This window comes from Vibrio sp. Vb339 (assembly GCF_902751245.1).
GTDB lineage: Bacteria > Pseudomonadota > Gammaproteobacteria > Enterobacterales > Vibrionaceae > Vibrio > Vibrio coralliirubri.
This window is the reverse complement of sequence record NZ_CADDIS010000001.1, coordinates 710,633-725,367: the sequence shown is the minus strand read 5'-3', so window position 1 is coordinate 725,367 and position 14,735 is coordinate 710,633. Positions and strand designations below refer to the sequence as shown.

Sequence of the window (14,735 nt, the reverse complement as noted above, 5' to 3'; positions counted from 1 at the left end):
AATGAATCGGCACTTGTTCACTGATTTATTTTGACTGTAATAAAGTCGTCATTTTGCTCTGATTAAATACCGCCAATCATAATAGATGCATTTGAATTTCTTGGAGCCACTCTTGAGCGTCATACGCCCCACTCTTAGCGAGTCTACACTGAACAATTTAAAGGCTGTTGAGTACCAATGGGTTAGAACTTTGTACGTCGAAGGCTACGACAGCAATGAAATCAACCACTATATCCAAACGTGTTTCGGCGGAGATCCGACATTTGCCGATCTATTTCGTCGCGTGGCACTCGATCAAGAAAGTATCTATGTGTTATTGCAACACTTAGGCTGTGCTCCATCGAGCAAAGAGTTCTGACTTCTAACTCCCGCCAAAAACCAGACATATAACTAAAACCACTTTCATAACCCTAACAAATACTACTTAAAGACTCTGTAACTACCTCTCGCTTCCCTACACATTTTCAGTGCAATTTCAGGTTTTGTTGCATACAAATCATTGAAGTATCACGCATTGGAATATTAGCAACATATCAATAGTGCAACGGCCACTTATACTGAGTGTCTGATTTGTGAGACTCGTTCATTTCTACAAGTAACCAAAATGAAGCGGTCGGTATTTAGGAGAGAAGTAACTCGAAACTTTGGCTTTTAAAGTAGATATGAGCGCGATAGTTGACGAGTAACGCTGAGACAAAAAACAAAAAGTAGCAGGCATAAAAAAACCCAAGTAAATACCTGGGTTAGAGTTACAAAAACCACTAATCATTAATAGCGTAAGGAACCTGATTAGTAGCCAGCTATGCGTAACCTGAGGGTTATTTTTATTACTGATCGGCGGCCAAACCAAATGATGTAATAAAAATGCCAATATAGAGCGACCTAACGGTCGCTCTTTTTCTTTCTTATAGAGTACAGCTTATCCTTTTACACCACCTGCCGTCAAACCGCCAACTAACCAACGTTGAGCAAGTAAGAACACGATAGTAATCGGAAGTGCTGATAGTACAGCCGCTGCCGCAAAGTCACCCCATAGGTAGTTCTGAGGGTATAGGTACTGCTGCATACCTACTGCTAGTGTGTAAGAGTTCACATCTGTAAGTAGGATAGACGCTACTGGCACCTCACCCACTGTCGCGATGAAAGATAAGATAAACACAACCGCTAGGATTGGCACAGACAGCGGTAGTAGTACCAGTCTGAATGCTTGCCAAGGCGTTGCACCATCAAGGGCTGCAGCCTCTTCCAGAGAGTTATCAATCGTTTCAAAGTAACCTTTAATCGTCCATACGTGCAGTGCAATACCACCAAGGTAAGAGAAGATTAGACCACCGTGTGTGTTCAAGCCTAAGAACGGAATGTATTGACCAAGTTTGTCAAACAGCGCGTAGATTGCTACTAGAGCCAATACTGCTGGGAACATTTGGAAAATCATCATCGCTTTCAGGATAGTTTCTTTACCTTTGAAGCGCATACGAGCAAATGCGTAAGCCGATGTCGTTGACAGTGCCACGATTAAAATCGATGTAACACCCGCCACTTTAATCGAGTTCCATAACCAAGTCAGTACTGGGAACGGAGGTGCCGTTACCGAGCCATCTGCGTTCGTCACTGAAATACCCAATGCTAGCTTCCAGTGTTCCAATGATGGGTTATCTGGAATCAAACTACCGGTTGCGAAGTTACCTTCACGGAACGAGATTGCGATGATCATCAGTAGTGGGAAGATAATCATTGCCAAGAAGCACCACAACACTGCATGCGTTGCCCACACTCGGTATTTAAGGCCTTTACCTTGTACCATAGCCATTGTCGAGCTCCTTAATCTTGAGACAGTTTAGTGAAACGAAGGTTTAGTAACGCTAGTGCACCAACCAATAGGAAGATAAGCGTTGCGATAGCACTTGCTAGACCGAAGTCTTGACCGCCGCCGCCTTCGAATGCAATTCGGTACGTGTAGCTTACAAGCAAGTCTGTGTAACCCGCTGGCTCAGAAGTACCAATCATGTTCGGGCCACCGTTCGTCAATAGTTGAATCATTACGAAGTTGTTGAAGTTAAAGGCAAACGCTGCAATCAATAGCGGTGTAAGCGGTTTAATCATCAATGGGAACGTAATGCGCTTGAAGTTATCAAGGAAGTTCGCACCATCGATTGCTGAAGCTTCGTATAAATCATCAGGAATCGCTTTAAGCAGACCCATACACAGAATCATCATGTATGGGAAACCTAGCCATGTGTTAACCATCAACACCATGGTTTTCGCTAAGATAGGATCTGAGAACCAGTTCGGGCTTAAGCCGAAGATATTATCGAGCACCATGTTGATCTCACCAAAGCTTTGGTTGAATAGACCCTTAAAGATAAGAATCGAGATGAACGCAGGTACGGCGTAAGGCAGAATCAGTAGAACACGATAAATAGAACGACCTTTCAACTCTTCCCATTGCACGATGTTAGCCAATACAAGACCGATAACTAGCGTGAACGCTACGGTACATACCGAGAAGATAACCGTCCAAATAAAGATGCTGATAAACGGTTCTTTAATGCCGTCATCTTTCCATACACGCTCAAAGTTATGCGTACCAATGCTAACCACAAAACCTGGAGAGATGGTATTACCCGTAAACTCACCGTTTGCATCAACAGGCTGGTAGAAACCCACATCCATATTTGGTTTGAGAACTTCACCCGTTTCATTGTTGATTAACGTTTCTTCATCGTCTTGAAGGGTGTAAAGCGGAGCAACAGAAGCAAACTTACGTAAGCCACTCATGCGGATGTCACCACCGTCCGGCAGATTGAAATCAACACCGCTGATCGCAGCTCGGTTTTGGATGATCGCTTTGATCTTCTCTTTTTCACCTTGCGCAGACTCGATGACAGATAGGTCCATCTCTGTTTCTGTCATATTGTCTAGAGAAAATACGTCAGTCGCTAACAGTTGGTCGCCATCTTTTACGACGATCTGGTGACCGTCATCTGTCTTGTACAAAGTAAATGGGTAGCTCTCACCGCTTTGGAAAGAACGGTCTAAAAGAACGGTTTGAGTACGCTCTAGAGAAAGCTGGTTTTTCGCGCTGTAGTTAGTAAACGCAAGCCCTACGGTGTATGCCAATGGGAAAAGAATGAACAAGATCATTCCGGCAATACCTGGGTAAATATAACGGTGGGCGTAAGTTTTTTTACTACCAAAAATGTAAAGTGCCAAAGCCGTTAAGATCACTGTAAGCAGCGCAAAAGCGAGCTCACCGCGAGAATACATTAGAATTGTAGCGTAGCCGTTTATTAAGCCAACGCTACCAAGCAACCCCCATTTGATGAAGACGCTTTTACTGCCTGGAAGGCTTGATGGTGCTGGGATAGCATCTGTACCTTGAACTGACTGCATAGAGGAACCTGCTAGCGATATAGATAAAAAATAGAAAAGTAAGGAGAGGTTACCCCCTCCTTAAAAGGTAGTGCCTAGGTGTTACTTAACCATACGACCTTCAGCAGCTTTTAGTGCTTGGTCTACTGATTGACGGCCGTCAACTACGTTGCCGATCGCTTCTTCCATGCTGTACCAGAATGTTGTGAACTGAGGGATGTTAGGCATGATTTCACCGTTCATCGCGTTGTCCATTGTTGCTGCAATACGAGTATCGCTGTCTAGTTGACGTTGGAAAGAGTTAAGAGCAACAGCGCCTAGTGGCTTGTCGTCGTTCAGGCTCTTCATACCTTCATCAGTTAGTAGGTAGTTTTCCATAAACTCAACAGCTAGGTCGCGGTTTGGAGACGCAGTGCTGATACCACCAGCCCATACACCAACGAAAGGCTTAGACGCTTTACCGTTGAACTTAGGTAAAGTTGTTACGCCGTAATCTACGCCAGCTTTCTTGATGTTTTCCCAACCCCAAGGGCCGTTGATTGTCATTGCAACGTTACCCGCAACAAATTCAGACTCAGCAACTGAGTAATCCATGTCTGCAGAGATAATTTTGTCTTGTACCATCTTCTCGATGAAACCTAGAGACTTCTGAACACCGTCAGTCGCTACGCCCGCATCTTTAATGTCGTAACCTTCTGCAGTCTGTTTGAATGCGTAACCGCCGTCAGCTGCAAGTAGAGGCCATGTGAAGTAAGCGCCGCCACGTAGAGGCCACATGATTGCTTTCTTGCCGTCTTTTTTAAGTTCAGCATCAAGTGCTGGGATTTCTTCCCAAGACTTAGGTGGGTTAGGAACAAGCGCTTTGTTATAAATTAGAGAAACTGACTCAACCGCTACAGGGTATGCGATTGTTTTACCTTCGTATGAAACAGCGTCCCATGCGAAGTCTACGATACCTTCTTTAGTTTCTTTAGAAGGTTTGATATCAACAAGAAGTCCCGCTTCTGCATAGCCGCCAAAACGGTCATGTGCGTAGAAGATCATATCTGGGCCATCGCCAGCTGCTGCTACTTGAGGGAATTTCTCTTCTAGCTTGTCAGGGAAAGCGACGGTTACTTTAACACCAGTATCTTCTTCGAAGCGTTTACCTACTTCAGCCATGCCTTCATAAGCTTTGTCACCACCTACCCAGATTGTTAGTTGTCCTTCTTCGATAGCAGCATTTGCACCAAAAGAACCCAGAGCAACTATTGTACCTAGAGCTACAGCGCTTAGAGCGTTTTTCATGTGAATATCCTTTTTATATTTATACGTAGGGCACATCTACCAAGACGAGCCAGTTTTCGGAGGTTATGATCTGAGAAAACAGACCCTAGCTCATCATCCTAGCCACTACGCCCTAGCTATTATGGCTTAAATTCGTGATCGCCATCCGGTCAGATTAGAGACTGCAATCACAAAATGCATACTCATCGTGATCAACATCACCGTTACGTGGTGGATTTATTTGAACTGGATCGCCAATTATTAATAACCCCATTTATCTACTCCTCCCCTCCTACTCCCCCTAGTTAATTTTCCATTAGGAGGATGTACCCTTACGCCATTTCACCGAAACTGCACTCATCCAAGAGTGGATAGTAAGAACCCTTTACCGGCAAGTGTTATGCGTTGACGCATTATTCATTTAGTTGGCTTCACTGCCCGCTGGTGTCTTATATTAGCATCGAGCTAAATCTGTGATTGAATCACGGGGGAGGTTTAGCTGGATGTGGGGGAAATGGGCATCAGTTTGGCTATGACGGGTGGGCTTGGTTAAAGAAGCCAAGTCTCACCCACTTTTTTCTTACTCACTCAATACTTACCAATTCCTACAGTTACTGCTGACCCAAAAATTTCTTATAATGATAAGCAGTAAAACTTAAAATTTGATCGATCGAGGACAAGCTAGATGGCGAGTGTCACGTTAAAAAACGTTTATAAATCATATGGTGATGTACAGATTTCTAAGGACGTAACCTTAGACATCAACGAAGGTGAATTCGTAGTATTCGTTGGACCATCAGGTTGTGGTAAATCGACGCTATTACGTTGTATCGCAGGTCTAGAAGACATTACGTCTGGTGATTTGTACATTGGCGACAAACGCATGAATGACGTTGAACCGTCAAAGCGTGGCGTAGGTATGGTATTCCAATCATACGCGCTTTACCCTCACCTTAACCTATACGACAACATGTCTTTCGGTCTTAAGCTAGCTAACGCAAATAAAGCTGAAATCGACAAGCGTGTTGAACATGCTGCAGAAATTCTTCAGCTTGGTCACCTTCTTGAACGTCAACCTAAAGCGCTTTCTGGTGGTCAACGTCAACGTGTTGCGATTGGTCGTACTCTGGTTTCTCAACCAAACGTATTCCTACTTGATGAGCCTCTATCAAACCTAGATGCTGCGCTACGTGTTCAAATGCGTTCGCAAATCACCAAGCTACAGCGTCAACTGGGTTGTACCATGATCTACGTTACCCACGACCAAGTGGAAGCGATGACAATGGCAGATAAGATCGTTGTTCTGGATGGTGGTTATGTATCTCAAGTGGGTAAGCCGCTTGACCTTTACCACTACCCTCAAAACCGTTTCGTTGCTGGCTTTATTGGTTCGCCGAAGATGAACTTCATGTCGGTACACATTGAACAAGCTGAAGCAGAACGCGTATTGGTACAACTTTCTAATGGCATGACTTTCTGGATTCCTGTTGACGGGACGACGGTTAATGCTGGCGATCGTATGTCTCTGGGTATTCGCCCTGAACACTTGATGTCTGCTGAATCAGGTGACGCGACGATTGAAGCTGACGTGATGATGGTAGAGAAACTAGGTAACGAAACTCAGGTTTACCTAAACCTTGAAAGTGCCGATGCTGATGTTATCTATCGCCAGCCAGACACGTTAAAAATCGAATCAGGTGACAAGTTGGCGATTGGTATTCCAGCGCACCGTTGTCACCTGTTCCACAGCGATGGCCGCGCATGTCGTCGTTTGTACAAAGAATACGGCACAGACTAATCGCTTAGCCTTTTAGGATATAACTTGCCCATATCGAATCCCTCTTACTCAGTAAGGGGGATTTTTTATGTGCTGGAGACGGTTTCACTTACATTGAATAGTTTATGAGTCAGCCATTCGATCTTTCGCTAGCGGCAATAAAAAAGGCCTAGCAATCGCTAGACCTTTATCTGTTAGTTAAGCTATCAGCCCAACCGCTAATATCACTTCTTTCAGACATGAAACCTGTCTAAATCAACTTAGTGAATTGGCGTATCATTCTGTTTGTTGAACTGGCCAAAATGCTTCTCTAACACTTCAGGTGTCAGTTTGCCTTCCGCTTCTAGTCGCTTGAACTCAGCAACAATTGCTTTTTGCTCTTCAAGTGATGGCAGTTTCACTTCAGGCTCATCGCCCATCTCTTGAGTCATCTGCTCTAGTTCTTTTTCAAAATCGCTCATGATACTTACCTAAATATTAAACCTAACGAGATTTTACTCATTTACGCCCTATGATGCTAGGGCGATTAAGTGCAAAGCCCGAAACCAGATCAAGCTAAGGTCCGTTAGAAGAAAACAAACCTACAAAATAAAAAGAGCTGGATTCACGATTAAATGAATCCAGCTCTTCGTCGATGTAACTATCTAAGCCATGCAATGACCCAAGGGATTAAAGCTTAAACGAACCAACCATCTTATCTAGACGAGACGAAAGGTCTCGAAGCTCTTGGCTCGCCTCAGCAAGTTGCTCAGCCGTGCCCGTTGTCACTTCGTTGATTGCGTTGATCTCTTCAATGTTCTGGTTGATTGTATGAACTACAGTTGATTGCTCTTCCGTTGCCGTTGCCACTTGAGTGTTACGGTCTGTGATATCAACGATACGGTCTGAAATGCCACTCAGCACGTCTACCGCTTCATCCGACGCCGATACACCTTCAAGGGTAATCACCTTACCCGCACTCATTGCCGTTACCGCATCTTTAGCATCGCTTTGCAGTTGGTTGATCATCTTTTGAATCTCTTCCGTTGAATCTGCGGTACGGCTTGCTAGGTTACGTACTTCATCCGCTACAACCGCAAAACCACGGCCTTGCTCACCGGCACGGGCTGCTTCAATCGCTGCGTTTAATGCGAGTAAGTTAGTTTGCTCTGAAATATCACGGATAACGCCCAGAATAGAACCGATGTCTTGAGTTGTAGAAGCCAGTTGCTCTACTACCTGACCCGTGCTTTCGATATCTTGCGCCAAACGGCTGATCGCGTCTTTTGCTTTGTTCACCACAGAGCGACCTACTTCCGTATTGCCTGAAGCTTGGGTAGCCGTTTCTGCTGCGGTTGCCGCGTTCGATGCGATCTCGCTGATCGTCATACCCATTTGGTTGATCGCAGCAACGACTTGAAGGGTTTGGTCACGCTGTTCTTGGCTATTGTCGTGGGTGATGTGGGCTTTGTTAGACACACTCTCTGCTGCCACTTGAAGCGCTTGGCTTGTCGAACACACCTCTTTCATCGACTCGTGAATCTTTTCAATGAATCCGTTGAAGCCTTTTGAAAGCTGTGCAATTTCATCGTTGCCTTTCACTTCAATACGCTGTGCAAGGTCACCGTCGCCTTCACCTAAGTCGCCGAAACGCTTAGCCAGAAGTTTAATTGGTTGAGTAATGCTGTTCGCCAGTACTACGCCCATTAGGATAAACACTAATGCCACAACCGCAGTCATGATCAACATCTTTTGCGCGGTCGCATCTAGCTCTGCAAACACTTCACCAGTCGGAACTACACCAATAACAAACCAGTCCATTGAAGACACATACAAGCTCGCCACAAACAGCTCTTGGCCTTGGCTTTCAGTGGTAATCAGGTTAAAGCTCGACTTGTTCAGTAATTGGCTTGCTTGAGGACCGTAAAGTTGTTGAAGTGAAGAATCACTGCGAGAACGCTCACGGTGAATTTGAACATCACCTTGGCTATCGGTTAAGAAGACAAAACCGGTATTTTCAATCTTGAAACCATTGAGTAGGTTAACCATGTCATCCATCGACTTTGATAGACCAGACATCGCCATACCAGAAGGCTGCTGATAGTTAGCAAACATCTTCACTTCGCCATTGGCTTCTTGGAACATGCTCACCATAGTCGGCTGTCCAGATTGCGTAAACCCAAAGAACCAGCCATCTTGTTGTTGGTTTAGCTGACGCAAGAATCCGTTTTGGTTCCAGTAATATGCCGTTTGACGGTTCGCTACCGATGCATCATTCAACTGATATTGGTTGCGAACATTGTTCAGCTGTTTAACCAGTTTATTTTCTAGTGCCGGATCGCGATCGGTCGATTCGATAGCGCCAGAAATAAATTCATTCGAAGCAATTTGTTCTGCAGCTAGCAATAGCTGAGAGACTTCACGATCAATCTCACCATTAATTCGCTCTAGCATTCCTGGGAGTTCAATATCGATCAATCGATGACTTAATACATCTCTTGCTTGCTGTTGCGCCATCGCGCCGACAATCACTGTCGATGCAAGAACCGCAAAGGTAATTCCAAGTACAACTTTTTGCTTGATACTCAGAGAGTTAGTTTTAAACATATTGGGACCTTTAAAAAGAATCGCTCGTTATCGGTATACCCTGAACAGGACTTTTTAGTGCACGCCAACAGCAATGCACAATCTGAGTGATGTATCGGCCACACCCCATAAAACTAGAGACTTTTCTCTCAAAAAATTGCAAATATGATGTAACAATTAGAAATATTCACCTTAAGTATGAATTAACTAAGCAAATACCGCATTGTCGAGAGTCGATTTTAGCTCTCAGCCCTTAGATCCAACCGAACTCAAACCACTCCCCACCGCCGAGCTTTTGTATATAAAAACCAATTGATATGGTAATAATCACAACCTAACGATGATTTTAGCTAACCACTTGTAAATCTTTCCAATTTTGAAAAAATAAATTACGCAAATGTACTGGAACTTTTTCCTCGAAATCAGTGACCAATACTCAAAATAAAAATCAAATGGATACCCAGAGAGTCCAAAATGCACAAAACAAATTTCGAAGTCCTTCAAAACTATCTAGAGTCTCAAATCATTGGTCAAAAAGAGCTCGTTAAGCAACTGATGATCGCCCTTTTAGCGGATGGTCATATCCTCGTTGAAGGACCTCCCGGCTTAGCAAAAACTCGCGCAGTAAAATCATTGGCTGATTGTGTTGAGGGTAACTTCCACCGTATTCAATTCACTCCCGATCTGTTGCCTGCTGATTTGACGGGTACCGACATCTTCCGCCCTGAGACTGGGGAGTTCACTTTCCAATCAGGTCCGATTTTCAACTCATTGATTCTAGCGGATGAGATCAACCGTGCTCCGGCGAAAGTTCAAGCGGCAATGCTGGAAGCAATGGCAGAGAAGCAAGTGACTGCCGGTCGAAAAACCTATGCGCTGCCTGAGCTGTTCTTGGTAATGGCAACACAGAACCCAATTGAACAAGAAGGGACTTACCCGCTACCGGAAGCTCAGTTAGACCGATTCTTGCTTCACCTAGAAGTTGAATACCCAGATATGGAAAGCGAGCTTGAGATCTTACGACTCAACCGTGGTGAGGCTCAAGGCAACGAATCAGCTCAGCCACAACAGATATCTCAGCAAACGATCTTTGAAGCGCGCCAAGAAGTGCTCAACATTCACATGGCAGACACCATTGAGCAGTACATCATCAGACTGGTTATGGCGACTCGCCAACCTAAGCAATACAGTGACCAACTTGATCAATGGTTAGACATGGGTGTCAGCCCGCGTGCAACCATTGCGTTAGACCGTTGTGTCCGCGCTCACGCTTGGCTTGCAGGACGAGATTACGTCACGCCACAAGACGTTCAAGCGATGGCATTCCCTGTGTTACGCCACCGTCTACTGCGCAGCTACCACGCACAAGCTGAAGGTGTCACCGCAAACCAAGTGATCGCACACCTTATTTCATTGGTTGGCAGCGCATAGGGATACGCGCATGAATAATCAACTACCCAACCATAGTGACGGTGTCACGTTAAATCTAGATGAGCTGCTGCAATACAAAGCGCAGTCTGTTCGCTGGTTGCCTCCAGCCAAGAGCCTTTGGTCGCAGCTTAACGGTCAACACGAGAGCAACCGCAAAGGTCGCGGGATGAATTTCTCTGAAGTTCGTCAATACCAAGCGGGCGATGACATTCGCAGCATAGATTGGCGTGTAACAGCCAGAACGGGCAAAGCACATACCAAGCTGTTCTCTGAAGAACGAGAGCAGCCTGTCATTTTATTCTTGGATCTATCAAGCAGTATGATTTTCGGCTCAACCTTGTTGCTGAAATCGGTTCAACTTGCACACTTTGCTAGCCAACTGTGCTGGCTTACTGTGGCTCAAAAAGACCGAATTGGCGCGGTGATCGATACTGGCAAAGAGGTCATTGATATTAAGCCAAGTGCAAGCAACCATGCTCCACTGCGTATTTTGCAAAAAGTCATAGAAATCAATAATGCGGCGCTGACTAATCACGACAATCATAATGACACAACCTTAGAGCATGGGCTGAAATCTCTGCACCAGCTTTGCCCTAAAGGAAGCGATATTATTATGCTCAGTGACTTTGTGCGTTACCAAGAAAGTGACTACTCACTTATCAGTCAAATTCGGAGGCACAACAGAGTACGTCTGGTGCATTTCTACGATCCGCTAGAGCAAGGTGAAACCTCCTATAAAGGTTCTAAACAGGTCACCGATGGCAGCAAAACTCAATGGTTTAATTTCTCTTCTAATAAAGAAAAGCAAAAGCTTAACCATGCTTTTTCGCTTAAGAAACAGCAGCTACAACAGGTGGGGTTGTCTCTCGCGATACCTTATAGCTCGCTGTCGAGTGCGCAGTCACTCATGAGCCAGATATCAGGAGCTCAGTCATGAAACAGCCCTTAGATTTAAGTCCGGTTATTGCGCCAGACGCACCGACTTGGTGGCCTTTGGCGTGGGGCTGGTGGGCAGTGATCATCACGGCCATTTCCCTGATTGCCTTGGTGCTTTTCATTCTAAAACGTAGAAAAAACAACCAACAGGCGAAGCAAGAAGCGCTGTCTTACTTTAGTAATAGTCAGTCTCCAGATGGCTTGTCTCCGAGCAAAGCTCAAGACATGGTTCGTCAGGCTGCACTGAGCTATTTCCCACGCGAAAAAATTGCAGGTTTGTCTGGTGATGATTGGTTGAAGTTCTTAGATGCGCAATTGGCGAAGCCGTTATTTGTAGCAAAACAATCCCAGTGGCAACAAGCGCTCTATCAAGATGTAGCCCTAATGAACGACGAACAGAAAAAGGTTCAACAACAATTAGTTAATGATTGCGAAACTTGGCTTCGCAAAGCCCTTCCTCCAAAGCGAGGTCGTTATGAGTGATATTCTAAGCACTATGTTTCTAAGCGGGGACTTGTTAAACATCGAGTTCGTTTGGTGGTGGATGTTCTTCATCGCGCCACTGCCGTTGCTCGTTTACTTATTCTCACCAAAGTCAGAATCAAGCAATGCCCTAAGGCTTCCATTTCTGCCCGAAGACAGCAATACCAAAACACCGAGCAGTCGCTTACCAAAGGCGTTGTCCGTTATTATCTGGCTTCTACTGGTTACGGCGAGCGCACGCCCTGTATGGTATGGCGAACCGGTGGAGTTTCAACCGAAGCATCGTGATTTGATGTTGGTTGTCGACCTCTCCTACTCTATGAGCCAAGAAGACATGCAGTTCAATGGCGAATACATCGACCGCTTGTCGGCTGTGAAACGCGTATTGAGTGACTTTATTGAGCGTCGTAAAGGCGACCGAGTCGGATTGGTGCTATTTGCCGATCACGCCTACTTGCAGACCCCGCTTACGCTAGATAGAGATACGCTTTCACAACAGCTCAATCAAGCGGTGTTAAAGCTTATCGGTACTCAAACCGCGATTGGTGATGGTATTGGCCTTGCCACCAAAACCTTTGTCGATAGCGATGCCCCTCAACGTGTAATGATTCTACTCAGCGACGGCAGTAATACCGCCGGGGTATTAGACCCATTAGAAGCGGCGGATATTGCAAAAAAATACGACGCGACGATTTACACCGTGGGTGTCGGTGCCGGCGAGATGATGGTCAAAGAGTTCTTCATGACGCGTAAGGTCAATACTGCTCAAGACTTGGATGAACGCACACTAATGGAAATTGCCAAACGCACTGGCGGTCAGTACTTCCGAGCGCGTGACAGTAAAGAGCTAGCGACGATTTACGACACCATCAACCAGTTAGAACCCGTGACGAACGCCACTAAGATCTGGCGACCACAACAAGAATGGTTTGTGTGGCCACTGTCGGCGGCAATGTTCTTCGCATTTATGCTGTTAGCCATTAGGAGAAACAATGTCTAACTTTACTTTTATCTACCCATATTGGTTCTTGGCGCTTGCAGCATTGCCCGCTATTTGGTGGCTGAGCAAGACACAATCTAAGCAAGGATTACTCGCGTCACACATCGCCCGTTATCTGGCTCCTGAATCGAGCAAGCCGTCGAAAAATCGCCGTACTTACTTCGGTATTTGGTGGCTGGTCGGCGTTATTGCATTAGCTGGACCAAGCTTCGAGAAAAACGAACAGCCAAGCTTTGAAAAAACGCAGGCACGAGTTGTGATCATGGATATGTCGATGTCTATGTATGCCACCGACATTAGGCCGAATCGCTTAACTCAAGCCCGATACAAGGCTCTGGATCTGCTTTCATTATGGAAGGAGGGGCTAACAGGCATGGTGGCGTATGCTGGAGATGCTTACACCATTAGCCCGCTAACCTCAGACATGAACACCATCAAGAACCTAGTCCCTAACCTATCGCCAGATATCATGCCTTATCAAGGTGGTGATGCTGCATCAGCCGTTAAGCTTGCGATTGATATGATGACTCGCGCTCATATCTATCAAGGCGATCTAGTTCTGATTGCTGACGATATTGATGCTCAAGAGAAGAAACAGATCGATTCCCTACTCTCTGGCAACGATTGGACATTGTCGATTCTAGCAGTAGGGACTGAAAGCGGTGCGCCAATCTCGTTATCTACGGGTTCGATGCTGCAAACCGACTCAGGACAAACCGTGGTGGCAAGAACCAACTTGAAGAACATGCGCGAGCTTACACGCAACTATGGTGGCACGTTCACTGAAGTTCAATTTGATAACTCAGATGTTGAACACATCGCGAGCTACCTCGACCGCGTTGCAACAACATCAGAAGTCACCAAGACCAACAACTCACTCAACACCAGAGTTAACAACGGTTTCTGGTTACTGCCTTTGCTATTGCTTCCGGCACTTGGATTATTCAGGAAAGGGGTTATTTGGTGTGCCTTAGCTGGAGTTATCTCTTTTAGCCAACCAAATACTGCGTTTGCGAACCCGTGGAAGACCGATGATCAAGTAGGCTATCAGCTGTATCAGGGCGAGGACTTCCAACAAGCTGCTGAACAGTTCACCCAGCAAGAGTGGAAAGGCATTGCTCAATACAAAGCCGGTGATTTCGAAGCCGCAGAGCAGACGCTGCAAGACCTTTCTGGTGAAGATGCTCGCTACAACCTTGCTAACGCCCAAGCCCAACAAGGTAAGTACGACCAAGCGATACAAGAGTATCAACGTATTCTTGAAAGCAACCCTGAGCATGCTTATGCCAAGAAGAACTTAGAGATCGTCGAACAAGCCCAGAAGCAACAGCAACAGCAACAGCAACAGCAACAGCAAGGCGATTCTGATTCCAAAGACCAGAAAAACCAAGGTCAGCAAGGTCAGCAAGGTCAGCAAGGTCAGCAAGGTCAGCAAGGTCAGCAAGGTCAGCAAAATAATTCTTCGCAAAACTCTCAGGATCAACAACAAAACTCTGCTGACAACGGCAAGTCACAAGATCAAAGCAGTAACCAAGATCAAAGTGACAACCAAGGTCAAAACGCAGCTCAAGACCAACCTGAAAATCACTCTGACTCTGAAAAGTCTAAACAAGACGACAAGCAAGCCGGTCAACAAAGTAAGAGTGATCAGCCAAAACAGAGTGACCAAGAAAGCGCTAAACCTCAAAGTGCTAGCGCGCAACAAGCTTCAAAAAAAGATGGTGAGCAAAATGGTCAGCAAGCTGTAGCACAAACCTCAGATCAGCCTTTGTCGAGCGATCCGGACATGCGAAAACTTGAGCAAGTAGAAAGCGCCCGTGACCCGAGCCAACTGCTTAAAGCGCAAATGATTTTACAAGCACGACAAAAAAGTGCTCCTAACAACCAGAACAAAAAGTGGTAACC

The 14,735-nt window shown here is 45.6% G+C and carries 12 protein-coding genes; 7 read left to right on the top strand and 5 right to left on the bottom strand.

The window, feature by feature from the left end:
• Positions 1-85: 85 nt before the first annotated feature.
• Positions 86-358: a hypothetical protein gene (locus HRQ85_RS03230; protein WP_019822928.1), complete on the top strand. Its 273-nt coding sequence runs from the start codon at positions 86-88 to the stop codon at positions 356-358.
• A gap of 561 nt (positions 359-919) precedes the next feature.
• Here the strand turns inward: HRQ85_RS03230 and malG are convergent.
• From malG to malE, 3 genes are all read right to left on the bottom strand, one after another.
• Positions 920-1,810: a maltose ABC transporter permease MalG gene (malG, locus tag HRQ85_RS03225; RefSeq protein WP_048609790.1), complete on the bottom strand. Its 891-nt coding sequence runs from the start codon at positions 1,808-1,810 to the stop codon at positions 920-922.
• A gap of 11 nt (positions 1,811-1,821) precedes the next feature.
• Entirely contained in the window at positions 1,822-3,393 is a 1,572-nt protein-coding gene (malF, locus tag HRQ85_RS03220) for a maltose ABC transporter permease MalF (protein ID WP_172378687.1), read from the bottom strand.
• Between the two features lie 81 nt (positions 3,394-3,474).
• On the bottom strand, positions 3,475-4,659 hold the full coding sequence (gene malE / locus HRQ85_RS03215) for a maltose/maltodextrin ABC transporter substrate-binding protein MalE (RefSeq protein ID WP_050647783.1): 1,185 nt from the start codon (positions 4,657-4,659) through the stop codon (positions 3,475-3,477).
• Between the two features lie 664 nt (positions 4,660-5,323).
• On the opposite strand from malE, the gene malK reads away from it, so the two are divergent.
• Positions 5,324-6,436: a maltose/maltodextrin ABC transporter ATP-binding protein MalK gene (gene malK / locus HRQ85_RS03210; protein WP_048609791.1), complete on the top strand. Its 1,113-nt coding sequence runs from the start codon at positions 5,324-5,326 to the stop codon at positions 6,434-6,436.
• Positions 6,437-6,675: 239 nt separating this feature from the next.
• Here the strand turns inward: malK and HRQ85_RS03205 are convergent, their stop codons facing one another.
• Together HRQ85_RS03205 and HRQ85_RS03200 are read right to left on the bottom strand one after the other, a co-directional pair.
• Positions 6,676-6,876 (bottom strand): hypothetical protein, encoded by a 201-nt coding sequence (locus HRQ85_RS03205; RefSeq protein WP_010431457.1) that lies wholly within the window; start codon positions 6,874-6,876, stop codon positions 6,676-6,678.
• Positions 6,877-7,084: 208 nt separating this feature from the next.
• A complete protein-coding gene (locus HRQ85_RS03200) occupies positions 7,085-9,001 on the bottom strand; it encodes a methyl-accepting chemotaxis protein (RefSeq protein WP_172378686.1) in 1,917 nt (638 codons plus the stop codon).
• A 453-nt stretch (positions 9,002-9,454) separates the two neighbouring features.
• Here HRQ85_RS03200 and HRQ85_RS03195 point away from each other — a divergent pair, with 453 nt between their 5' ends.
• Genes HRQ85_RS03195 through HRQ85_RS03175 form a run of 5 tightly spaced genes read left to right on the top strand, consistent with a single transcriptional unit; the run spans position 9,455 to position 14,733 of the window.
• Positions 9,455-10,411 carry an AAA family ATPase gene (locus HRQ85_RS03195; RefSeq protein ID WP_172378685.1) on the top strand — a complete coding sequence of 319 codons (957 nt, stop codon included), beginning with the start codon at positions 9,455-9,457 and terminating at the stop codon, positions 10,409-10,411.
• A gap of 10 nt (positions 10,412-10,421) precedes the next feature.
• Positions 10,422-11,348, top strand: a complete 927-nt coding sequence (locus HRQ85_RS03190) for a DUF58 domain-containing protein (RefSeq protein ID WP_172378684.1) — start codon at positions 10,422-10,424, stop codon at positions 11,346-11,348.
• A complete protein-coding gene (locus HRQ85_RS03185) occupies positions 11,345-11,830 on the top strand; it encodes a DUF4381 domain-containing protein (protein ID WP_172378683.1) in 486 nt (161 codons plus the stop codon). Before HRQ85_RS03190 ends, HRQ85_RS03185 begins: the two co-directional genes overlap by 4 nt.
• Positions 11,823-12,830 carry a vWA domain-containing protein gene (locus tag HRQ85_RS03180; protein ID WP_172378682.1) on the top strand — a complete coding sequence of 336 codons (1,008 nt, stop codon included), beginning with the start codon at positions 11,823-11,825 and terminating at the stop codon, positions 12,828-12,830. Before HRQ85_RS03185 ends, HRQ85_RS03180 begins: the two co-directional genes overlap by 8 nt.
• Positions 12,823-14,733, top strand: coding sequence for a vWA domain-containing protein (locus tag HRQ85_RS03175; RefSeq protein ID WP_172378681.1), 1,911 nt, complete (start codon positions 12,823-12,825; stop codon positions 14,731-14,733). Before HRQ85_RS03180 ends, HRQ85_RS03175 begins: the two co-directional genes overlap by 8 nt.
• Positions 14,734-14,735: the final 2 nt, after the last annotated feature.